The sequence below is a fragment of the Herbiconiux sp. FW305-C-125 genome (assembly GCF_058783455.1).
On sequence record NZ_JBYSYO010000001.1, the window covers coordinates 162,416 to 183,265 of the forward strand.

General features: G+C 70.9%; 18 protein-coding genes and 1 tRNA gene. 4 read left to right on the plus strand and 15 right to left on the minus strand.

The window, feature by feature from the left end; genetic code table 11:
* Positions 1-24: 24 nt before the first annotated feature.
* Together AC3WLB_RS00870 and add are read right to left on the minus strand one after the other, a co-directional pair.
* On the minus strand, positions 25-714 hold the full coding sequence (locus AC3WLB_RS00870; protein WP_492502484.1) for a hypothetical protein: 690 nt from the start codon (positions 712-714) through the stop codon (positions 25-27).
* Positions 711-1,826, minus strand: a complete 1,116-nt coding sequence (gene add, locus AC3WLB_RS00875) for an adenosine deaminase (protein ID WP_492502485.1) — start codon at positions 1,824-1,826, stop codon at positions 711-713. Before add ends, AC3WLB_RS00870 begins: the two co-directional genes overlap by 4 nt.
* A 185-nt stretch (positions 1,827-2,011) precedes the next feature.
* On the opposite strand from add, the gene AC3WLB_RS00880 reads away from it, so the two are divergent.
* Positions 2,012-2,500, plus strand: a complete 489-nt coding sequence (locus tag AC3WLB_RS00880; protein ID WP_022896018.1) for a nucleoside deaminase — start codon at positions 2,012-2,014, stop codon at positions 2,498-2,500.
* A 10-nt stretch (positions 2,501-2,510) separates the two neighbouring features.
* Here AC3WLB_RS00880 and AC3WLB_RS00885 read toward each other — a convergent pair whose 3' ends face one another.
* On the minus strand, positions 2,511-3,704 hold the full coding sequence (locus tag AC3WLB_RS00885) for a metal-dependent hydrolase family protein (RefSeq protein ID WP_492502486.1): 1,194 nt from the start codon (positions 3,702-3,704) through the stop codon (positions 2,511-2,513).
* Positions 3,705-3,799: 95 nt separating this feature from the next.
* On the opposite strand from AC3WLB_RS00885, the gene AC3WLB_RS00890 reads away from it, so the two are divergent.
* Complete coding sequence (locus tag AC3WLB_RS00890; protein WP_492502487.1) at positions 3,800-4,270, plus strand: PPC domain-containing DNA-binding protein; 471 nt, start codon at positions 3,800-3,802, stop codon at positions 4,268-4,270.
* Here the strand turns inward: AC3WLB_RS00890 and AC3WLB_RS00895 are convergent.
* Positions 4,267-5,010 (minus strand): creatininase family protein, encoded by a 744-nt coding sequence (locus tag AC3WLB_RS00895; RefSeq protein WP_492502488.1) that lies wholly within the window; start codon positions 5,008-5,010, stop codon positions 4,267-4,269. The genes AC3WLB_RS00890 and AC3WLB_RS00895 overlap by 4 nt on opposite strands.
* A 79-nt stretch (positions 5,011-5,089) precedes the next feature.
* On the opposite strand from AC3WLB_RS00895, the gene AC3WLB_RS00900 reads away from it, so the two are divergent.
* A complete protein-coding gene (locus AC3WLB_RS00900; RefSeq protein ID WP_492504624.1) occupies positions 5,090-6,169 on the plus strand; it encodes an NYN domain-containing protein in 1,080 nt (359 codons plus the stop codon).
* A gap of 30 nt (positions 6,170-6,199) precedes the next feature.
* Here the strand turns inward: AC3WLB_RS00900 and AC3WLB_RS00905 are convergent, their stop codons facing one another.
* Both AC3WLB_RS00905 and AC3WLB_RS00910 read right to left on the minus strand, forming a co-directional pair.
* Positions 6,200-6,574: a hypothetical protein gene (locus AC3WLB_RS00905; protein WP_492502489.1), complete on the minus strand. Its 375-nt coding sequence runs from the start codon at positions 6,572-6,574 to the stop codon at positions 6,200-6,202.
* A 102-nt stretch (positions 6,575-6,676) separates the two neighbouring features.
* Positions 6,677-8,167 carry an MFS transporter gene (locus AC3WLB_RS00910; protein ID WP_492502490.1) on the minus strand — a complete coding sequence of 497 codons (1,491 nt, stop codon included), beginning with the start codon at positions 8,165-8,167 and terminating at the stop codon, positions 6,677-6,679.
* Between the two features lie 117 nt (positions 8,168-8,284).
* Between AC3WLB_RS00910 and AC3WLB_RS00915 the strand changes: the two genes are divergently transcribed.
* Positions 8,285-8,896: a TetR/AcrR family transcriptional regulator gene (locus AC3WLB_RS00915; RefSeq protein WP_492502491.1), complete on the plus strand. Its 612-nt coding sequence runs from the start codon at positions 8,285-8,287 to the stop codon at positions 8,894-8,896.
* A 55-nt stretch (positions 8,897-8,951) separates the two neighbouring features.
* Here the strand turns inward: AC3WLB_RS00915 and AC3WLB_RS00920 are convergent, their stop codons facing one another.
* The 9 genes from AC3WLB_RS00920 to AC3WLB_RS00960 form a co-directional block, all read right to left on the minus strand.
* Complete coding sequence (locus AC3WLB_RS00920) at positions 8,952-11,174, minus strand: lamin tail domain-containing protein (protein ID WP_492502492.1); 2,223 nt, start codon at positions 11,172-11,174, stop codon at positions 8,952-8,954.
* 148 nt (positions 11,175-11,322) lie between these two features.
* Positions 11,323-11,397: transfer RNA gene (locus tag AC3WLB_RS00925), tRNA-Gln, on the minus strand.
* A gap of 40 nt (positions 11,398-11,437) precedes the next feature.
* A complete protein-coding gene (gene accC, locus AC3WLB_RS00930; RefSeq protein WP_492502493.1) occupies positions 11,438-12,817 on the minus strand; it encodes an acetyl-CoA carboxylase biotin carboxylase subunit in 1,380 nt (459 codons plus the stop codon).
* On the minus strand, positions 12,810-13,370 hold the full coding sequence (locus tag AC3WLB_RS00935; protein WP_492502494.1) for an acetyl-CoA carboxylase biotin carboxyl carrier protein: 561 nt from the start codon (positions 13,368-13,370) through the stop codon (positions 12,810-12,812). The genes accC and AC3WLB_RS00935 overlap by 8 nt, the downstream gene beginning before the upstream one ends.
* Positions 13,360-14,931: a pyruvate carboxylase subunit B gene (locus AC3WLB_RS00940; protein WP_492502495.1), complete on the minus strand. Its 1,572-nt coding sequence runs from the start codon at positions 14,929-14,931 to the stop codon at positions 13,360-13,362. Before AC3WLB_RS00940 ends, AC3WLB_RS00935 begins: the two co-directional genes overlap by 11 nt.
* 4 nt (positions 14,932-14,935) lie before the next feature.
* The gene (locus tag AC3WLB_RS00945; protein WP_492502496.1) at positions 14,936-17,662 is read right to left on the minus strand and encodes a family 78 glycoside hydrolase catalytic domain; all 2,727 of its coding nucleotides are present in this window, start codon (positions 17,660-17,662) and stop codon (positions 14,936-14,938) included.
* A gap of 5 nt (positions 17,663-17,667) precedes the next feature.
* The gene (locus tag AC3WLB_RS00950) at positions 17,668-18,945 is read right to left on the minus strand and encodes an ABC transporter substrate-binding protein (protein ID WP_492502497.1); all 1,278 of its coding nucleotides are present in this window, start codon (positions 18,943-18,945) and stop codon (positions 17,668-17,670) included.
* A 69-nt stretch (positions 18,946-19,014) separates the two neighbouring features.
* The gene (locus AC3WLB_RS00955) at positions 19,015-19,836 is read right to left on the minus strand and encodes a carbohydrate ABC transporter permease (RefSeq protein WP_492502498.1); all 822 of its coding nucleotides are present in this window, start codon (positions 19,834-19,836) and stop codon (positions 19,015-19,017) included.
* On the minus strand, positions 19,833-20,756 hold the full coding sequence (locus AC3WLB_RS00960) for a carbohydrate ABC transporter permease (protein WP_492502499.1): 924 nt from the start codon (positions 20,754-20,756) through the stop codon (positions 19,833-19,835). The genes AC3WLB_RS00955 and AC3WLB_RS00960 overlap by 4 nt, the downstream gene beginning before the upstream one ends.
* Positions 20,757-20,850: the final 94 nt, after the last annotated feature.

The window sequence follows — 20,850 nt, forward strand, 5'->3', positions numbered from 1 at the left end:
TGGGGGGTGGGGGTGGAGCAGGACTCAGCGGGCTTCGTCGACGAGCCCCTCGGCGAGGGTCGGGCCGACGAAGGCCGCGCTGGGGGTCGACCAGTGCCCGAGCAGGGCACCGGTCGAGATCGAGAAGCAGGGGTCGAGCCCCTCGACCACGGGCGGGTCGGCCGGGTGCAGGGCGCGATCCGAGACGCAGACGACCGGATGCCCGTGGAGGGTGCGGGCGACGCCGGTGGCGTCGGCGGGGAGCACGCCCCGCTCGAGCGCACCGAGTAGCGCGGCCTGGCTGAGGAAGCCGCGGAGACCGGGGTCGTCGGAGCACTGAGCGGCCGGCTTCGTGCATCCGTCGATCCAGTGCACCGCGCCGTCGTCGCCCAGCTGCACCGCCGAGCGCTGCACCCCGAGCGGGGTGTCGCCCTGGGCCACCACCTCGATGGTGAGCGCGTAGCGGTCGCCGGTGCGGGTGGACGTGATGTGCTCGACGTAGAGCGGCTCGGACTTCGTGCCCGTGACGGCGTATCCGTCGGGCCAGGCGGCCACGACCGGGGCGAGGGCGATCGCTGTGCCGTCGGCGACCGCTGCCTCGGCGCGCGAACGCGATGCGCCCGTCACGACCACCAGCACGACGGTGACCGCGACCACCAGCGCGACGGCAAGCGCCACGAGGCCGCGCACGCTCCGGGCATCACGGAGCACGGGGCGGGACCGAGCTGCACTCATGCGACCTCCCGCGGCGCGGTCAGCGCGGCGAGCTCGCCGAGCAGGTCCCGCTTGAGGTCGTCGTCGGCGAACGAGGCGCGGATGGACTCCGCGGCCAGGTGCTCCAGATCGGCGCGGTCCAGGCCGAAGGCGGCGGCCGCAACGGCCCAGTCCTGGTCGAGCGTGCTCGCGAGGGGTGCCGGGTCGTCGGTGTTGAGGGTGACCCGCACCCCGGCGTCGAGCAGGCGGGCCAGCGGGTACGACGCCCAATCGGCGTAGAGGCCGAGGGTGATGTTCGAGCGCGGGCAGAGATCGAGCGGGATGTCGTCGTCGATGAGGCGGCGCATCAGCGCGTCGTCCTCGACGGCGCGCACACCGTGGTCGATGCGCTCGGCGTGGAGGTGCTCGATCGCATCCCACACCCCTTCCGGGCCGCTCGACTCCCCCGCGTGCACGGTGCGCCGCAGGCCAGCGGCCTCGGCCGCGCGGAAGGCGGAGCGGAACTTCTCGCCGGTACGGCCGCTCGCCTTCTCGTCACCGTCGACGCTGAGTGCCAGCACCCGGCGCGGCCGCCGGGCGGCCAGGGCCGCGACGATGTCGTCGGCCACGGTGGCCGTCTGCGTGCGCAGCAGGGAGTAGGCGATGTTGGCCGAGCAGAGGCCGTCCTGCTCCGCCTCGTCGAGGCCCGCGGCGAGCGCGTCCATCAGGTCGAGTTCCCGCCCCCGCCACGCGTTCCAGTGGGTCGGGTTGACGATGACGTCGGAGTACCGGATGCCCGATGCCGACTGTCGCGCTGCGAACGCGTACGCCACCCGAGCGGCCTGCTCGGCGGTGCGCACCAGGCCGCACTGCCAGTCGAGGAAGCGGAGGAACCCGCTGAGCCCGGCCACGCCGACCCCCTGGCCGGTGCCGCCGGTCGTCACCTCCGGCATCACGAACTCGTCGTGCGTGCTCACGTCGAAGAGCGTCACCGCCGGGCCCGGCAGGGTGGCGCCGTTCTCCTTGGCCAACCGCAGGATGTCGGCCAGCGCGAACGTCCCCTCGAGGTGCACGTGCACCTCGGCCTTCGGCAGCAGGCGGATGTCCTGCTCGTCGATGCGCGAGGCGGCGGGTGCAGGGGCCTGGGTGGACATTCGGACCTTTCGGAGATGCGGAAAGCGGTGCGTCCAGCAGGCTAACCGGCGCTCCGCACTTGTTCACAAGTTCAGCGCAACTTGTTTCGAGACCGTAACCGCGGCGTAACACAATGACGTATTCGCGCGATTTCATGGAATCCTCGAAGCGACTCGAATCGCTCTTGTACACATGTGGAGGACCCATGACCGACGACCTGCTGCCCGCCGACGCGGAGTTGCTCCGCGAGAGTCTGCTCGTGGCCGAACGCTCCCGGGCCGAGGGCAAGCATCCGTTCGGCGCCGTCGTGACGGATGCCGCCGGCACCATCGTGGCGTCGTTCGGCAACAATTCGCTGCCGCCCGAGGGCGACCCCACCCAGCACGCCGAGATGCGCGCGGTCGCGGCCGCCTTCCGGGCGCTCGGTGCCGAGGGCATGGCCGGCAGCACGCTCTACACGAGCGCCGAGCCCTGCGCGATGTGCTCGGGGGCGGTCTACTGGACCGGGATCGACCGGGTGGTGTACGCCCTCTCGGAGCGCCGGCTGCTCGAACTCACGGGCGATCACCCCGAGAATCCGACGTTCTCGCTGCCGTGCCGCGAGGTGTTCGCGCGTGGGCAGCGCGAGATCGCGGTCTCGGGCCCGCACCTCGAAGACGAGGCCGCCCAGGCGCACCTCGGCTTCTGGAACTAGGGCGTGTCGCTCAACCCGGCAGCTGCCCGGCCAGCACGCGGCCGCGGCTGACGACGGCCACGATGCGGTCGGTGGTGAGCTCGTCGAGGCTCTCCCAGGGCCGCCCGCGCACCACCACGAAGTCGGCGTGGTAGCCCTCGGCCACCCGACCGAGGCTCGAGCCGAGCCCGAGGCTCGCGGCCGCGTCGGAGGTGGCCGAGACCAGCGCGCGCTCGGCGGTCCAGTCGAAGAGCTGCTGCATGGCCCGCAGCTCGTCGAGCTGCCCCCCGTGGCGCACGAACCGGCCGTTGGCGTCGGTGCCGAGCACGAAGCGCACGCCCGCGCGCGCAGCCGCCCGGAACGCCGGGTCGCGGCCGGCCACGACGTCCCGCGCCTTCTCGCTCGACTCGGCGCGGATACCGTTGCCGCCGGCCGCGACCTGATCGTTGATCAGCAGGGTCGGGCCCACCGGCATGTCCGCGGCGACGAGGGCGGCGAACTGCTCCTCGGTCACGCCGGTCGCGTGCTCGATCGAGTCGACGCCCTCGGCGAGCGCGATGTCGATCCCCTCCGCGGTGTGCGCGTGCGCGGCGACGCGCAGCTGCAGGGCGTGCGCCTCGTCGACGGTGGCCGCGATCTCGGCACGGGTCTGGTTGCGCCAGCCGACCCGGTCGCCCATCGAGAAGATGCCGCCGCTGGTGTAGATCTTGATGCCGGACGCGCCCTCCCGCGCCCACTGCCGCACCAGCCGGCGGCACTCGTCCGGCGAGTCGGCCACGGGCGGGCGGTCGCGGAACCGGGGCGGGGTGAACAGGTCGCCATGGCCGGCCGTCATCCCCACCGGCCCGCTCGCGAGCAGCCGCGGACCGTCGAGCACGCCCTGGTCGAAGGCCCGGCCGACCGCGATCTGCACGGATGTGGCGGCGAGGTCGCGCAGGGTCGTCACACCGAATGCCGCGAAACGGAGGGCGTGGGCCGCCACGTGCATCGCCTTCTCCTCGTCGGGGGTGACGAGCGGCCAGGCGTCGCCCGGGCCTGCGCCGTCGAGCACGTTGGTGTCGAGATGCACGTGGGTGTCGACGAGACCGGGGATGACGCTGAGCCCGGGGAATCGGTCGTCGGCGGGCTGCACCGATTCGATGCGGTCGCCCGACCACTCGAGCCGACGCGGCCCGGCGACCGAGACGCCGTCCCAGATCGTGATGCCCTCCAGTGACGGGTTCATGGCGCTCCTGCTCGCTCGGCGATTCTCGGGTGGGTCACGGAGCAGACTACGATACCCACCGGCGGAGCACCGCCACGCGAGGAGAGGACCGGCGGATGTTCGGCGCAGAGGCGAAGACCGGTCGAACCGTCGTCGTGGTGCTGGAGCCCGGCGACGAGGTGCTCGAATCCCTCGCGACCGCCTGCCGCCGGTTCGAGATCGGCAGCGCGTTCGTCCCGGTGTTCCTGGGCGCGTTCACCGAGCTCACGCTCATCGGCGCCGAGCATCCGCCCGCCGACGAAGATGCGCCGCTGCCCGAATCCGTCACCGTGCGCAATTGCGAGGGGCTCGGCTCGGCCACCGTCGCCCCTGGCGAGAACGGGCCCGAGGTGCACCTGCACGCGGCAGTGGGCGCGAAGGGCGACTCGTCGCGGGCGAGCGCCGGGCACGTGCTCGCCGGCACGGTGCAGTACCCCACCGAGGTGATCATCATCGAGGTCGTCTCGCCGCAGTTCGCCCGCCGGCCGAACGAGCGCGCGCGGGGTCTTGCGACCCTCACCTTCGCGCTGCCCGACGACCCGGGCTAACCGCCCGCGACGGCCGCCAGGTGGGCGTCGACCACGCCGATCGAGCGCTCGAGCACGAAGGCGAAGATCGCCTCCCCCTTCTCGGCCGTGGAGGGTCGCGGATCGCCGAACACGCCGCTCGGCGACAGGGTGTCGAAGCGGATCGGCCGGGTGCCGAAGTCGGCGGGCAGCTCGGGGTACGCAGCGGCGTAGCGCTCCGGATGCACGAGCTCAGGCCGCGCGGCGAGCACCATCGACGTCTCCAGCTCGTCGGCATGGCAGAGCCCGGGCCACGCCCAGGGCGTCTCCTTGATGGCGTCGCCGGCCTCCACGAGGCCCGGGTAGTCGAGCACGATCACGTCGGAGCCGGCGATCGAGAGCTGGCGTGCGGCGGCGTGCACCGGGGCGCGGTTGCCGAAGTCGCCGTTCACGACGACGAGCGTCGTCACCCCGAACGACATGGCCGAGGTGGCGATGTCGACGCAGATGGCGGTCACGGTCGCCGGTGAGAGCGAGATGGTGCCGGGGAACCGCCCGTTGTCCCAGGTCTCGCCGTACGGCACGGGCGGCAGGAGCAGACCGGAGTAGTGGTCGGCGAGCCGGGAGGCGAGCTCGGCGCACTGGATCGTGTCGGTCGACAAGGGCAGGTGCGGGCCGTGCTGCTCGAGCGCACCGAACGGGAGGAACGCGATCGAGTGGCCCGCGGCGACGTGGTCGCGCACGTCGGTCCAGCTGGCGGATGCGAGATCGATCTTCGGCATGCTGCTCACGATACCGGCAGAGGAATTGCCCCGGAGCCGTCGGCACGGGAGACTGGAGCAACGAGCCAGGGAGCCTGCCATCACCGAACCGAACGACGCACGCGTCGGCCTGTACATCGACTTCGACAACATCGTCATCTCGCGCTACCAGCAGTTGCACGGGCGCAACGCGTTCCAGCGCGACGGCATCCGCGACTTCGATCGCACGAGCCCCGACGCCGACCCGGAGGTCGCCGCCCGCCTGGCCGCGGCGACGGTCGACTTCAACGCCATCATCGACTTCGCCGCGTCGTTCGGCACGCTGGTGGTGAACCGGGCCTATGCCGACTGGTCGGTTCCGGTCAACGCGAGCTACCAGCGGCAGCTGATGTCGCGCGCGGTCGACCTCACCCAGCTGTTCACCACGACCACGCGGGGCACGAAGAACGGCGCCGACATCCGGCTCGCGGTCGACGTGGTCGAAGACCTGTTCCGGCTGCCCGACCTCACGCACATCATCATCGTGGCGGGAGACTCCGACTACATCGCGCTCGCCCAGAAGTCGAAGCGGCTGGGGCGGTTCGTGGTGGGCATCGGCGTCGCGGGCTCGACCAGCACCTCGCTCGCCGCGGCCTGCGACGAGTTCGAGGACTACGACTCGCTGCCCGGCGTCGAGAAGGTCGCCGCCACCACCGCCGCCGCGGCGCCGCCCGCGCGCAAGCCCTCGGGCCGGCGGGCGGCCGCGACCGCACCGGCCGAGGCGGCGGAAACGGCCGAGGCCGCAGAGCCGGCCGCGCCGGATGCGGATGCGGGCGCCGCGAAGAAGACGCCGGCGCGTTCCCGCCGGGTCACCGTGCCGACCTTCTCGCACAGCGACGACACGTCCTACGACGAGCCGGAGCCGGCGGAGGACATCGACCCGCAGACTGTGGCCACCGAACTGCTGGTGCGAGCACTGCAGATCGGGCACGCCAAGGGCGATGCCGACGAGTGGCTGAACACCGGCACGGTGAAGAACCAGATGCGCCGCATGGACCCGTCGTTCAACGAGAAGCCGCTCGGCTACCGCTCCTTCACCGAGTTCCTCGCGTCGCGTTCGGACATCGCGGAGCTCGAGGAGGAGGGGCCGCAGCGGCTCATCCGGCTGCGGCCGCAGACGCCGGCGCGCTCGCGCCGCTGAGGCGCTGCGCCCGGCGTCACGCGCCCGGCGTCACGCGCCCGGGCCGAGCAGCACCGCGAACACGGCGAGCGCGCTGCCCACGATGAACATGGCGGTGCCGAACTGCATGGTGCGGGTCTTGTTGCGGTCGGCCGTGGGTACGTCGACTTCGAGGATGGGGCAGCCCGACCATCCGATCAGCCCGATGCTGAGCACCACGGCGAGCGCGCCCACCCACCAGAGGAACTGATCGAAGCCGCCGAGCTGCGAGGGGCGCCAGCCCGAGGCGAGCAGCGGGCCGAGGAAGAGGGCGACCGAGGCCACGGCGGCGGCGAACCAGATGGTTCCCGTGTGCATGATGCGTTTGACGTTCTGCTCCGGCGACATCAGCTCGTGCAGAGTACCGGTGTTCTCGCTGTGGGTCATGTGCGTCGCCACGGTGGGCCATCTCCTTCGTTCGGTCGTGTATACATCCTGCACCCGCGAATCGCGGGGCGGTAGTTCATCCGCGCTTACGACTTGTCGCGTCTACCCGGCGGCGTCGAGTTCGTCGAAGTCGTCGACCCCCGCTGCGGCGGCCTCGCGGCGGCGGGCCGCCAGCGACGGCGCGACCAGGGCGGCCAGGATGGCGAGCACGCCGACCCCCGCCGACACCCAGAACCCGACGGTGAACGCGTCGTCGCTCGGCGCGCCCTGCGGGGTGACGTCGGCCGAGAGGAGCGCGGCGATCACGGCGGTGCCGACGCTCGACCCGACGGTGCGGATGACGGTGTTGGCGCTGATCGCCTCGCCGGTCTGTGCGGCGGGAACGCTCTCGACGATCGCGTTCGAGGTGGCGGCGAGCGCCATGCCGATCCCGATGCCGGTGAGGATGCCCGACACGACGATCTGCCACTCCTCGGCGTGCCCCAGGGCGGGGATGAGGAAGGCGACGGTGACCGAGACGCCTCCGAGCAGCATCGGGATCTTCGGGCCGATACGGCGGATCAGCGCACCGGCCACCACTCCCGCCACCACCATCGCCGCGACCGTCGGCAGCAGGAAGATGCCCGCCTCGCTCACGGTCTTGCCGAAGCCGTAGCCGAGCACGCTCGGCAGCTGCAGCAGGGTGGGCACGAGGATGAAGGTGCCGAACATCGCGAAGCCGAAGGCGAGGGCCACGATGTGCGCGGTCCAGACGCCGCGGTGCCGGAACAGGCGCACGTCGATCAGCGGTTCCTTGACGCGGAGTTCGATGAGCACGAAGGCGACGAGCGCGACACCGCCGAGAACGAGCAGGCCGATGGTCTTGCCGTCGCCCCAGCCCCACTTCTCGCCCTCGCTGATGGCGAGGAGCACACCGACGAGCCCGATGCTGAGCACGACGGTGCCGAGGATGTCGAGGCGGCCGGGCGTGCGCACGGGCGACTCGGGGATGCCGAAGATCGCGCCGACGAGCGCGATGGCCACGAGCACGGCCGGCAGCCAGAACAGCCAGTGCCACGACAGCGCTTCGACGATCGGCCCGGCCGCGACGATGCCGACGCCGGCGCCGATGCCGAAGATGGCCGAGAGCAGGCCGATGGTGATGCTCACCCGCTCGCGCGGCAGCTCGTCGCGCACGATGCCGATCGAGAGCGGCATCACCGCGCCGGCCGCGCCCTGGAGGATGCGGCCCACGATCAAGACGCCGAGGTTCGGGGCGAGCGCCGCGAGCACGGTGCCGACGAGCAGGAGGGCGAGCACCACGATGATCACTCGGCGCTTGCCGACCATGTCGCCCAGGCGGCCGAGGATCGGGGTCAGCACCGAGGCCGAGAGGAGGTAGGCGGTGAGCACCCAGCTCGCATCCGCCGTGGCGACGCCGAGGTCGTTGCCGATGGTGCCGAGCGCGGGGGCGACGAGCGATTGCAGCACCGCGAAGGAGAGGCCGCCGAGGGAGAGGAAGAGCACGATGGCGGTGCCGCGGGTGCGGCGCGGTGCTGCACCGGTGACGGCGGGGATCGAGCCGGTGGCCGAGCTCGGAGCGGATGCGGACATGATCTCCTCGGATGTAAGCAGGCGCTGACTTGACGAGTATTCCGTGTTCGTTGACCGAAGTCAACATTGGTTTACTTTCGGGGGCGAGCGGGTACAGTACCGGTGGAAAGGGACCAGATGAGCGACGAGCTGATGCGCTCCGGCCGCGACGCCACCGCCACCCGGCGCGCGCTCGTGCGGGCTGCGCGACGCCGATTCGCCACCGACGGCTACCGCGCGACGACTGTGCGTCAGATCGCCGCCGACGCGGGCGTGAACGTGGCACTGATCAACCGCTACTTCGTGTCGAAGGACGGCCTGTTCGAGGCCTGCATGCTCCGCACCTCCGACGAGCTCGACAGCCAGAGCAGCTCCCGCCCGGTGCACTTCGACGACGTGATCGAGCGCCTCGTCGCGCACGTCGTGAACTCCCCCGACGGCGACGACCCGCTGCAGCTGCTGCTCCTGCTGCGCTCGTCGGGCGACGAGAACGCCGACCGCATCCGTCGCCGCACGCTCGAGCACTTCACCGAGAAGCTCGCCGCCGCGGCGGGGTGGGATCGCGACGACCCCGCAACCGACGGGGTGCTCCTGCGCGCTCAGCTCGCCATCGCGACCATGCTCGGCACGGTCATGCTGCGCGCCTCCGCAGGCGTGGAGCCGCTCGCTTCGGCGGGCCACTCGGAGCTCAGCGCTCCCCTGGGCGACGTCTTCCGCGCGCTGCTCGCGCGAACGCCCGGCCCGTCCTGACACGCCGTCGGGCGATCAGAGCAGGCCGGGCGCGGAGTGCGGCGGCCGAGGCCGGTCAGGCAGCGCGGCGGATGCGGCGGAGCACGACCGTCACGACGCCGAGGAGCACGAGCAGCGCGGCTCCCCCCGCCCACGGCAGCGGCTCGGCACCGGTCGACGCGAGCGCGGCCGGCTTCGTGCTGTCACCCGCGGGGGCGGACGGGGCGGCGGGAGTGGTCGGGTCGGTCGTGGCCGGCGGGTCGGTCGGGTCGGTCGTCACGGGCGGGGTCGGGCCCTGCGAGCCGAGCGCCAGGTCGCAGGAGATGGTGCCCGACCAGAGCGAGTGACCGCCGTTGTTGCCGTCGTCGGAACGGATGACCTCCTTCACGCCGTCGACGCAGGTCGAGTTCGCGGCGATGGCGAAGCCTTCGAGGTTGTAGTCCGGAAGATCGGTGGGCCGGTCGTAGACGCGGTCGACCACGAACGAGCCCTTGGCGTCGATCTTCAGCAGGGTACTGGAGCCGCCCACCGAGTTGTCGGCCACGGCCCAGATGCGCTGGGCATCCGCATCCCACTGGGTGTCGGCGATCAGCGGCAGGCCGGTGTCGATCGCGGCGACGCGGTGGAAGGAGCCGTCGGCGTTCAGCGCGTAGGCGTAGAGGTGACCGTTCTTCTCCAGTGCGGTGAAGTAGAGGCCGGTGCCGTGGCCCGGGTAGTCGGCCGGGTCATAGGCGGCGCCCGTGCTCTGGTCGGCGAACGCGTTCGTGGTGAGGTACGAGTCCGGCACCCAGGTGATGCCCTCGAAGCCGAGGTTCGAGTCGGCGCCGCCGGTGGTGTCGATCGCGTCGGCGAGGTCGGCGGTGAGCACCCACTGCGTGGTCGGCGTGAGCGTGCTGCCGGTGGCGTTCGGGTCGAAGCGGAGCACGCTGTCCAGCGGCACCTTGCTCGCGGCGTTGTCGCGCTCGGTGGTGACGTAGAGGAAGCCGTCGGGGCCCACGGTCAGGCCCTCCGCATCCGGCAGCCCGGTGCCGTCGGGGAAGACGATGTCCTTGCCGTTCGCCCAGCCGTTCGCGGTGTCGTTCACCCAGAGGCCGCCCTGCTTCACGAGGCGGAACAGGTGGCTCTTGTTCTTCGCGGCCCACATGACGCCGGGGTCGTTCGGGTCGATGTCGAGGCCCGAGACGTCCTGGCCGGAGAGCGGGGTGACGAACTGGCATTCGTTGTCGGAGACCGTCCAGTCCTGGCTGCCGGGCCAGGCGAGGCCGCCGGCGAGGGCCGGGCCGCTGCCCGAGGGGAGTTCGGTCTGGCAGTCGACGGGCGTGCCGGTGCCGGGGTCGCTCGGCGGGATGATCGTGCCGGCGCAGGCCGCGGCGTTGGCTGCGCCCCAGCTCGTCGCCGCGGTGTGCACCCAGCTGCCGGTGGCGTCGCCGCAGCGCGACCAGGAGCCCGGCTGGGCGTCGTTCGCGCCCCAGCTGGCGACGTCGACGATGGTCGAACCGTCGGCGAGGTAGAGCTTGACGGAATCGCCGTCGGAGGAGAGCCCCTGGTTCGACAGGAGCACGAGGTAGCCGTGGGCCGGCACGACGGTGCCGTTCGGCGCCTCGACCGGGGCCGGGTTGCTGGTGGAGTCGGCCTGCTTCCAGGCGGCGACGTCGACATCCGTGTCGCCCGTGTTCACGAGCTCGTAGGCGTCGTGGGTGGGGTCGTCGTTGGCCGAGGTGACCTCGTTCAGCGCGATGTTCTTCCAGGAGTCGTCCGTGGGATCGGTCGGGTCGGTCGGGTCGGTGCTCTCGGGGTTCAGGGCGCCCTTGGAGGGCGTCGTCTGCTCGGCGAACGGCCCGGTGCCGTTGGGCACGCGGCCCCAGGTGTCGAGGTGGAAGTCGCCCCACTCGTACGAATCGAGGAGGGTGCTGCCGTCGGCGGCGTAGAGGCTCAGCAGGTCGTTCTTCTTGAGCTTGAAGTCGCCGCCCTCGGCCACGTACACGGCGCCCGGTGCGATGACGGTCCCGGCGGGGAGGGTGAGCGTCACGGCGTTCGCACGCCCGGTCAGCTGCGCGCCGGATGCGTCGAGCGGCGCGGTTCCCGTGTTCATGAGCTCGACCCAGTCGGGGCTGCCGTCGGTCTCGATCTCGTTGATGACGAGGCCGTTCGGCACAGCGGCATCCGCGGTCTCGAGGGTCGCGGTGTCGGCGGTCGCGGTCTCGGCGGCCGACGCGGCGACCGGAACGGCGAACAGCCCGGCGAGCACGAAGGCTCCGCCGGCGGCAAGGGCAAGGGGTCTCGAGGCAGACTTCAGCACGCCCCGACAGTGCCGCCCTCAGGCGAACGCGAGGTGAACCCCGCCCGACCCCCACCTGAACACCCGACTGCCCGGGTCCCGCCGCAACGAGAAAGGCCTCCCGGAGGAGGCCTTCTGTGCTGGATTATCTGGCTTGTGCTGGATTATCTGGCTGGGGTACCTGGACTCGAACCAAGAACAACGGTACCAGAAACCGCCGTGTTGCCAATTACACCATACCCCACTGGCCCGCACCGAAGCCCGGGCCGAGTGTTTACTTTAGCCTATCCGGCCCCCGCCGCCAAAAGCGGGCCGCGGGCCAGCAAGTCCGCCACGAACGCCGTGTTGAACGCACCGCTCCGGAACTCGGGGCTGTCGAGAATCCGCTGCTGAACGGATGCGGTGGTCACCACCCCGTCGACCTCCAGTTCGCCGAGCGCACGCAGTGCCCGCGCGATCGCCTCGTCGCGGTCCTGGCCCCAGCAGATCAGCTTGCCGATCATCGAGTCGTAGTACGGCGGAATGACGTAGCCCGCCTCGATGTGGGTGTCCAGCCGCACACCGGGCCCACCGGGGGCACGGAATCCGGTGATCCGCCCCGGGTTGGGCGCGAAGCCGCGATCCGGGTCCTCCGCGTTGATGCGGCACTCGATCGCGTGGCCGCGCACCACCACGTCCTCCTGGCGCAGCGAGAGCGCCGCGCCGCCGGCGATCTGCAGCTGCAGCTTGATCAGGTCGATCCCCGTGACCAGCTCCGAGACCGGATGCTCGACCTGAATCCGCGTGTTCATCTCGATGAAGTAGTAGCGCCGCTCGATGTTGTCGAACACGAACTCCACCGTGCCGGCGTTGCGGTAGCCGACCTCGCGGCAGAGCGCCACAGCGGCCTCCGCCAGGCCGCTGCGGAGCGCATCCGTCAGCACCGGCGACGGCGACTCCTCCACCAGCTTCTGGTTGCGCCGCTGCGCTGTGCAGTCGCGCTCCCCCAGGTGCAGCACGGTGTCGCCGTCCGAGACGACCTGGATCTCGATGTGCCGCACATCGGTGAGGTACCGCTCGATGTAGACCGACGGATCGCCGAACGCCACCTCGGCCTCCGCCATGATCTCGGCGAGGTCCTTCTCGAGCGTCGCCGCCGTGGGCACCACGCGCATCCCGCGCCCGCCACCACCCGCCGCGGCCTTGATCAGCAGCGGGTAGCCGACCTCCGCCGCCACGGCGAGCGCCTCGCCGAACTCCGCGATCGCGCCGTCCGACCCCGGCACCGTGGGCACGCCCGCGCGCCGGGCGATCTTCTTCGCCTCGATCTTGTCGCCCATGCGCCGGATGACCTCGGCCGACGGCCCCACGAAGCCGACGCCCTCCGCCTCGCAGAGCGCCGCGAAATCCGCGTTCTCCGACAGGAAGCCGTAGCCGGGGTGGATGGCGTCGGCCCCGAAGGCCTGTGCCGCCGCCACCACCGCGCGGGCGTTGCGGTAGCTGGCGTTCACCGGCGCCGGGCCGATGCACACCGCCCGATCGGCCAGCCGCACCGCGAGCGAACCGGCGTCGGCCTCCGAGTACACGAGCACGCTCCGGATGCCCAGCTCCCGGCAGGCGCGGATGATCCGCACCGCGATCTCGCCCCGGTTCGCGATCAGCACGCTCCCGAGCGGCTCAGCCATCGCGCTTGATCACCATCAGCGGCTGGCCGTACTCCACGGCCTGCTCGTTCTCGACCAGGATGCGCGTGACGGTGCCGTCGACCGGCGCCTCGATGTTGCTCATCAGCTTCATCACCTCGACGATGCAGAGCACCGTGTCGGCCGTCACCCGGTCGCCGACCGCGACGAAGGGCGGGTCGCCGGGCTTGGGCGCGGCGTAGAACACGCCCACCATCGGCGCGGTGACGACCACCTCGTCGGCAGCCGGGGCGGCGTCCTGGGGCGGCAGACCCGCAGCCTGCGCGGGAGCAGGCGCGGCGGGCGGAACCGGCGCAGCCGGCGCGAGGGTCGCAGCCGCCGGCGCAGTGGCGGGAACCGGAGCCTGCACCACGGCGGGCGCGGCAACCGCGACGGCCGACGCCGGCGCGCTCCGCTCCCCCGCCGCCTGCCGGTTGCGCGAGATGAACAGCTCCACCTCGCCGTACTTGATCGACAGCTCCCGCACGTCGTCGGTGAGGTTCACCCAGTCGACGATCGCCTGGAGTTCTTTGAGGTCGGGTGGGTCAAGCGGCATTCTCGGTGTCTCCTTCATCGTTCGAGTCGAGGTCGTCGTTGGGGTCGAGCTTGTCGAGCGTGATCTGCAGCGCGCCCGCGGTGAGCGACTGCCGGCCCGACGCACTCGTGCGGTGCAGCGACTTCACAAGGCCGAGCACCGGGCCGTACCGCTCGTCGGGGTTGCCACCGGCGGCGACGGTGCGCTTCATCTCGTCGACCTGGGTGCCCGCGAACATCGCGCGCAGGAGCAGCAGGTCGATCGATTCATCCGGATGCCGTCGCCGCAGATCGGGCAGCATCGGCTCGATGGCTGCCGGCTCGAGCGCGATGTTCGAGGCGCCGTTGGCGATGATGGTGGCGCGCAGCTCGGGCTCGATCGGCGCCAGCAGAGCGCCGTAGTAGCCGAGCACGTACTTCTTGATCTCGTTCGGCACCACGGAGTACCGCGAGCCGGAGATGACGTTCATCACCGCCTGCGTGCCCACGAACTGGGCGAACGGCGTGATCATGATGGGGAACGCCAGCTCCGCCCGCACCCGCGCGACCTCGAGGAGGAGCTCGTCGAAGCGGTCGGACAGCCCGGCGGTGGCGAGTTGCGACTGGAAGTTCGAGAGCATCCCGCCCGGCGTCTGGTGCAGGTAGTGCAGTCCGTTGTAGGCCACCGGCGCGCCGAGCGGTTTGCCCTCGGCCTCGGCGATGGCGGTGAGCCGCTCGCTGATCGCGTCGATGCGCTCGTCGTCGACCTCCACCGTGTAGCCGAGCACGCGGAGGTCGCGCACGATGCCCTGCGTGGCCGGCTGCGCGTTGCCGTTGGCGAGCGGGGCGATGGAGGTGTGCAGCGCATCCGCCCCCGCCTCCACCGCCTCGAGGTAGACCAGCGGCGCGAGGCCGGTGAGGCAGTGGCTGTGGATCTCGAGCGGCCGGTCGCCCATCACCGCCTTCAGGGCAGGCACCAGGGTGCGCACCCGGTCGGGGGTGAGGAGGCCACCGGCATCCTTCAGCATGATGGCGTCGACGTCGGCCTTCTCGATCAGCTCGCGGGCCTTCGCCACGAACAGCTCGTCGGTGTGCACGGGGCTCTCGCAGAACGAAACGGCGCCGAATGTCGACGCCCCGAGCTCCTTGGCCCGCACCAGCCCCGGGGCGATGTTGTCGATGTCGTTGAGCCCGTCGAACGAGCCGATCACCCGGAAGCCGTTGGCGTAGAGGCTCTCCACCCAGGCCAGGATGACGTCGTCGGCCAGGAAGTCGAACGACGCGATGTTCTTCGACCGGATGAGCGCCCGGAACGTGGTGTTCGGGGCGTGCTGGTGCGCCAGCCGCACCCGCTCCCACGGGTCCTCCTTGAGGTAGCGCACCGCCACGTCGAACTGGATCGGCGCCATCAGGTCGACCTGGGCGAACCCGCCCCGGTCGAACTCGGGTGCGAGCGCCACGATGTGCTCGGTGCGCATCCGGGTCGCCCAGAGGCTCTGGTGTGCGTCGCGCAGGGTGGTGTCGATGATCCGGATGGTGCGCCGGCTGTTGGCCGGGCGGCCGCCGAGGCTCATGACGGAGGCGATGGATTCGTCGCTGGGCATGCTGCTAGTCCTTTCGGGGTTCGACTGCGGGGGCGTCGCCGGGTTCGTCGAGCGGCCGGAGCTCGAGCACGTGCCGGCCGGCGGCGAGGGTGCGGCTGCCGTCAGGCGAACGCGCGCCGTCATCGGCGAACGCGTACCCGCTCGGCAGTCGCACCTCGGCGCGCAGCCCGGGGGCGAGACCGACGGTGAGCCGGATGCCCGTCGGCACCCGCGCCCAGTGCACACTGGCCCGGCCGCCCGGGGTGTCCTGCACCGCCTCCGCCCAGTCGAGGGCGGCGGGGAAGCCCGGGGCGACGACGACGGTGGAATCCCACGCGGTGGTACGCGCATCCAGGCCCGCCACCGTGCGGAAGAGGAAGTCGCCGACGGCGCCCAGGGCGCAGTGGTTGAAGGAGTTCATCTCGGCGGTCGAGAGCCGGCCCTGCCCGTCGATGCCGTCCCATTTCTCCCAGATGGTGGTCGCGCCGCGCTCGATCATGTGCAGCCAGCCGGGCGCCGCGTCGCGCAGCAGCAGCTCGAACGCGAGGTCGGAGTGACCGTGCTCGGCGAGGGCGGGCAGCAGGTGCTCCACGCCGTGGATGCCCGTGGTCGCGTAGCCCTGCTCGCGCACCTTCTCGGCGAGTCTCGTGACCGCGCGCTCGAGGTCGTCGCCGTCGAGGATGCCGTTGCCGATCGCCTGGGCGTACGCGGTCTGCGTGTCGCCCTCGATGCGTCCGGCGTCGTCGACGAAGCGGCTCCGGTAGGCCGCACGGATCTCGGCACCCCGCTGCCGGAAGGCCGCCGCGCGCTCGCTCAGCCCGAGTCGCTCGGCGATCTCGGCCAGCTGGTCGGCGGTGCGGATGGAGTGCGCGGTGGCGATCACCGGCTTGGCGCTCGTGGAGCGTGCGCCCGTGTAGGCGTAGCCGGGGTGCGGCGGCTCGTCGGGGTCTTCGGGCAGCGACAGCCAGTCCGAGAAGTCGGCACCGACCTCTTCGACGCGGATGCCCGACGGGTTCGACCGCTCGAGGAACTCGGCGTACCGCTCGAGCGCGCGCCAGCAGCGGCGCGCCGTCACCAGATCGCCGTAACGCGTCACGGCGAGGTGCACGAGGCGCACGAAGCCGTCGGCCCAGCCGGGTGCGCCGACCCGACTGGAGGCCGGTGGCAGCACCGGCGCGTAGTCCCGCAGGGCGCCGTTCTCGGCCTGCGAGTCGGCGGCATCGAGCACGAACTTCGACACGAACGCGGCGATGTCGAAGTAGTCCGCGGCGGTGGGCGCGATCACCCCGGCGTCGCCGAGCCAGCCCAGCCGCTCGTCGCGCTGCGGGCAGTCGGTGATGACCTCGATGAAGTTGTCGCGGATGGTCCACTCCACGGCCGAACTCAACCGGTCGAGCCGTTCGTCGGAGCACCGGAAGGAGCCGGCGGGCTCGATCCCGCCGTCGATCGCCACCGCCTCGATCGCCGTGTCGTCGCGCAGGCGGAAGATGCCGTACTCATCGGCCGAGGGCAGCCCCCAGACCTCGGCGTAGCGGAAGCCGTGCAGCGTGAACCGCGGCTCGAACTCCTGCGGCGCCGTGGTCGCGCTCGTGTACCGGTCTTCCTGAAAGGCGCCGCGCAGGTTGTCCCGCCAGACCAGGTCGTCACCGGTGAGGATCTCGCCGTGCCGCACGATCAGGTCGGCGCGCTCGCTGCTCGGGGTGCGCAGGCGCGTCCAGCCCACCAGGTTCTGCCCGAAGTCGAACACGACCGGTCCGCGGGCGTGCTGGCGCACCACCCGGCCGGGGAAGGTGCGATACCGCCGGGGCGAGTCGTGGGGTTGAGGCGTCACGAGCCCGACCGCCGGATGCTGCACCTCCACCGCCGACCAGCCCGAATCGTCGAACGACGCCGTCGGCCAACCGAACTGTTCCTGACGCAGATCCTGCGCCTCGCCCTGCAGCAGGTCGCTGGCGAGCACCGGTCCGGATGCCCACCGCCACGTCGCATCCGTGGCGACCAGCACCGTACCGAGCGGCCGGGCCTCGAGCTGCAGCCGCACGAGCGGCTGTTCGCCGTAGAAGCAGGGCTGCCGTTGCAGGCCGAGCCGTCCGGCGTACCAGCCGCGCGCGAGCTCCACCCCGATGACGTTGCGGCCGGGCTGAAGCAGACCGGCGACGTCATAGGTCTGGTGCAGCACCCGGCGCGGGTAGTCCGTCCAGCCCGGCCGCAGCAGCTCGTCGGCCGTCACCTCGGCGCCGTTCAGCCAGAGCCGGTAGAGGCCGAGCGCGGTCGCATAGATCCGCGCCTCGGCCGGCACCTCGGTGAGGTCGAACTCCCGCCGCAGCAGGGGCACGGGCTCCCAGGTCTCGCGACGGCCGGCGAGCAGAGGAGCACCGATCCAGGCGGCCGACCAGTCCGACTCGTGCAGCAGTCCCGCTTCGAACCGTGCCACCGGGCTCTGCACCCGAGAACCGTCGGCGGCCCGGGCCGTCACGGTCCAGAACCGCGCCTCGCGCGACTCCAGGGGCTCGCGGTAGTCGACCCACGGCATCCGCACCCCGTCGGCCCGCCAGGCGGCGGAGGCGAGCGACTGCTCGTCCTCCGCCACCCGCACGGTGTAGCCGGCGTCGAGGTCGAGGCCGCCCGGGCCGCTGGCCTGCCACGCGAGGTGCACGCCCTCGGCGGTGGGCAGGCCGTGCGGCGACCGGCGCAGGCCCGCCCGCGGATGCAGCTGCACGGCGCTGTCTGACTGCACGGCTTCGGCCTCCATCAGTCTTACTTCGAGCCCTCGGCGTAGGCGGCGTCCATCGCGGCCAGCACGTCGGCGATGCTGCCCTGGTCGCCCAGGATCTGCTGCACGCCCGACATGTGCGCGTCGGCCACCTTCGCGTTCGGCCACAGCTGGTCGGCGTAGGGGTGCACGGTGCCCGCGTTCACGTGGTCGACGATGCTCGTCATCGAGGCCGGGGCGTCCCAGCCGTCGAGGTTCGCGGGCGGAGCGCCCTGCACCTCCGACATGGTCGCCTGCGCCTGGGTGGTGCTCAAGAAGTCGATGAACTTCTCGGCAGCCGTCGGGTTCTTCGCCTTGGCGTTGATGCCGTAGGCGCCACCGGCTCCGGCGGGCATCCAGGTCGCGGCCGGGTCGGAGTTGTCGTCGGCGGGGAGGGCCACCAGGCCGAAGGTGGTGCCGGCCGGGGCGGCGGCTCCCAGCGCACCGAGCGTCGAGACGACGGAGACCATCGAGAGGGCGTCGCCCTTCGCGACCATGTCGATCGCGGTCTCGTAGGAGGTGCCGAGTGGCGAGTCCTGGAAGCAGCCGCGGTCGCGCATCTCGATCAGCTTCTCCATCGCCTCCGACCAGTTCGAGTCGGCGAAGGTCGCCTTGCCGGCGGCCTGCTCGGCGTCGAAGTCGGGGTTCTCGCCGTAGACGAGGGTGGCGGTGAGGGCGTAGTCGATCAGCTGGTTCACGAAGGGGGTCTGGGCGCCGTAGGCGAAGGCCACCTTGCCCGCCGCCTTCGCGGCGTCGCAGAAGTCGAGCACACCTGTCCAGGTGGTCGGCAGGGTGACACCGACCGATTTCACGGCCTCCTCGTTGTAGATCATGCCGATCGAGCCCAGCGCGTACGGCATGATGTAGCGCTTGCCGTCGACCTCCGTGGTGGAGTCGAGGCCGCTCGGCACCGAGTCGTTGAAGGCCAGGTCGCTGAGGTCGGCGAGGTATCCGGCCGGCTGCAGCACCTGCATCGCCGTGGGCGTGCCGTTGCCCGGGAACACCGAGAACACGTCGGGCGCGGTGCCGGCCGAGAGCTGGGTGCGGAGCGTCGTGTGGTACGACGCGACGTCGATGAACTGCTCCTGCACATCGATGTCGGGGTTGGCGGCCTCGAACTCCTTGATCAGCTCCGTGAGCGAGGTCTGGTAGTTCGGGATGCTCGCCACCGTGAGCGTGCCCGCGCCGGAGGTGTTCACCGGGGCGGCCGGGGTGCTGCAGGCGGCCAGCGAGGCGACTGCGAGGGAGACGGTCACCGCGACGGCGACACGACGTGTCTTCATGGATACTCCTTTGTATGTGGTGTGTTTCGGGTGCAAATCGGTGGCCGGAGGCCGGCCGGGCGGGCCGCTCTAGCCTTTGAGGCCGCTGGCGAAGCCCTTGATGACGGTCTTCTGCAGGGCGAAGAAGGCGATCAGGATGGGGGTCACGCCGATGATGAGGCCGGCGAAGATGAGCGGCCAATTCGAGGTGTACTGGTCGACGAAGCCGAGGATGGCCACCGGGATCGTCTCGCTCGTCGAGCCGCTGAGGTAGAGCAACGGCGTCAGCAGGTCGTTCCAGACCAGGATGCTGTTGAGGATGATCACGGTGCCCGTGATCGGCCGCAGCAGCGGGAACACCACGCGGAAGAAGCCGTACAGCACTCCCGCGCCGTCCATCCACGCCGCCTCCTCGTACTCCTTCGGCAATGACCGCAGGAAGCCGGTGTAGAGGAAGATCGAGAACGGCATCTGGCTGCCGACGTAGAAGATGACGAGCGACCAGAGATTGCCGAGGAGGCCCAGGTCGCGGATGGTGAAGTACAGCGGGATCATCGCGATCTGGAACGGCAGCAGCAGGCCGCCGAGGAACAGCCAGAACATGACGGTCGACCAGCGCGAGGTGACCCGCACCAGCGCGTAGGCGGCGGTCGAGGAGAACGCGATGATGATGACGAGGCTCACCACCGTCACGAACAGGCTGTTCGCGATGGCCTGACCGAGGCCCGCGCTGTTCCAGGCGTCGACGTAGTGCTCGAAGGTGACGCTCTGCGGCAGCGCGATGGGCGACGCGGGGTCGTTGGCGGGCCGGAGCGAGATGTTGATGAGGATGTAGATGGGGAAGGCGTAGAGCACGCCGACCACGATCATCAGGGCCTCGAGCAGACCCGTCTTCCAGGTGTAGCGGTTCAACTCCGACCCTCCCTGCCGATGAGCGAGCGGTACTGCACGATCGAGATCACGGCCACCAGCACCAGCAGCACGAGACCGAGGGTGACGCTCTCGCCGAACTCGCCGAAGCTGAAGGCGTCCTGATACATCAGGGTCGACAGGGTGTGCGTCGAGTTGCCGGGGCCGCCGCCGGTGAGCACCCAGACCTGGTCGAAGACCTTGAGGCCGCCGACGATGCTGAGCATCAGGTTGATGGTGACCGCCGGGGCCAGCAGCGGGAAGGTCACCGACCAGAACCGGCGCAGCGGCCCCGCGCCGTCGACCGCGGATGCTTCGAGCACCTCCTCGGGGATGCCCTGGAGCCCCGCGAGGAAGATCACCATCGAGTAGCCCGAGAACTGCCAGATGAGCACGACGATGATCGAGATGAGCGCCGACGTGGGGTCGCCGAGCCAGGCGTGCGTCAGGGAGCCGAGCCCGATCACCTCGAGCGCCGAGTTCACGGGGCCGGTGGGCGCGAGCAGGAACTGCCAGAGATAGCCGATCACCACCGGCGTCATCACCGTCGGCATGAACAGCAGCACCTTCAGCACGTTGCGCGACTTGATGCGGGAGTTGACGCCGAGGGCGAGCCCCAGGCCGATCAGGTTCTGCACGACCGTGAACACGACGGCGATGATCACGGTGTTGATGATCGCCTTGAGCGACGCCGGGTCGGTGAGCACCGACACCACGTTGTCGAGCCCGACGAACGAGAAGGTGGCCGACAGGCCGTCCCAGTCGGTGAACGCGTAGGTCGCGCCCTGCACCGTCGGAACCACGATGACGAACAGGTAGAACACGAGCGCGGGCACCGCGAACAGGAGCGTGAGCCGGGTCATCCGGCCGCCGCTGCGAGGCCGGCGGATGCGCGGGGCACCGGGGCGGGGCGCACGTGCCATGGAGTCCTCCTCATCGAGTCCGGGCCGTCGGGGCGATTTGCCCAGTGTGCCAACTTGTCTGAACAGTGTCAATTCTCTGCCTCGAAATCGTCCA

Coding starts and splice junctions, on each gene's coding strand:
- add (WP_492502485.1), bottom strand. CDS start 1,826: ATGTCCACCCAGGCCCCTGCACCCGCCGCCTCGCGCATCGACGAGCAG.
- AC3WLB_RS00935 (WP_492502494.1), bottom strand. CDS start 13,370: ATGCCGCTTGACCCACCCGACCTCAAAGAACTCCAGGCGATCGTCGAC.
- AC3WLB_RS00880 (WP_022896018.1), top strand. CDS start 2,012: ATGACCGACGACCTGCTGCCCGCCGACGCGGAGTTGCTCCGCGAGAGT.
- accC (WP_492502493.1), bottom strand. CDS start 12,817: ATGGCTGAGCCGCTCGGGAGCGTGCTGATCGCGAACCGGGGCGAGATC.
- AC3WLB_RS00950 (WP_492502497.1), bottom strand. CDS start 18,945: ATGAAGACACGTCGTGTCGCCGTCGCGGTGACCGTCTCCCTCGCAGTC.
- AC3WLB_RS00870 (WP_492502484.1), bottom strand. CDS start 714: ATGAGTGCAGCTCGGTCCCGCCCCGTGCTCCGTGATGCCCGGAGCGTG.
- AC3WLB_RS00945 (WP_492502496.1), bottom strand. CDS start 17,662: ATGGAGGCCGAAGCCGTGCAGTCAGACAGCGCCGTGCAGCTGCATCCG.
- AC3WLB_RS00890 (WP_492502487.1), top strand. CDS start 3,800: ATGTTCGGCGCAGAGGCGAAGACCGGTCGAACCGTCGTCGTGGTGCTG.
- AC3WLB_RS00885 (WP_492502486.1), bottom strand. CDS start 3,704: ATGAACCCGTCACTGGAGGGCATCACGATCTGGGACGGCGTCTCGGTC.
- AC3WLB_RS00960 (WP_492502499.1), bottom strand. CDS start 20,756: ATGGCACGTGCGCCCCGCCCCGGTGCCCCGCGCATCCGCCGGCCTCGC.
- AC3WLB_RS00910 (WP_492502490.1), bottom strand. CDS start 8,167: ATGTCCGCATCCGCTCCGAGCTCGGCCACCGGCTCGATCCCCGCCGTC.
- AC3WLB_RS00895 (WP_492502488.1), bottom strand. CDS start 5,010: ATGCCGAAGATCGATCTCGCATCCGCCAGCTGGACCGACGTGCGCGAC.
- AC3WLB_RS00905 (WP_492502489.1), bottom strand. CDS start 6,574: ATGACCCACAGCGAGAACACCGGTACTCTGCACGAGCTGATGTCGCCG.
- AC3WLB_RS00940 (WP_492502495.1), bottom strand. CDS start 14,931: ATGCCCAGCGACGAATCCATCGCCTCCGTCATGAGCCTCGGCGGCCGC.
- AC3WLB_RS00915 (WP_492502491.1), top strand. CDS start 8,285: ATGAGCGACGAGCTGATGCGCTCCGGCCGCGACGCCACCGCCACCCGG.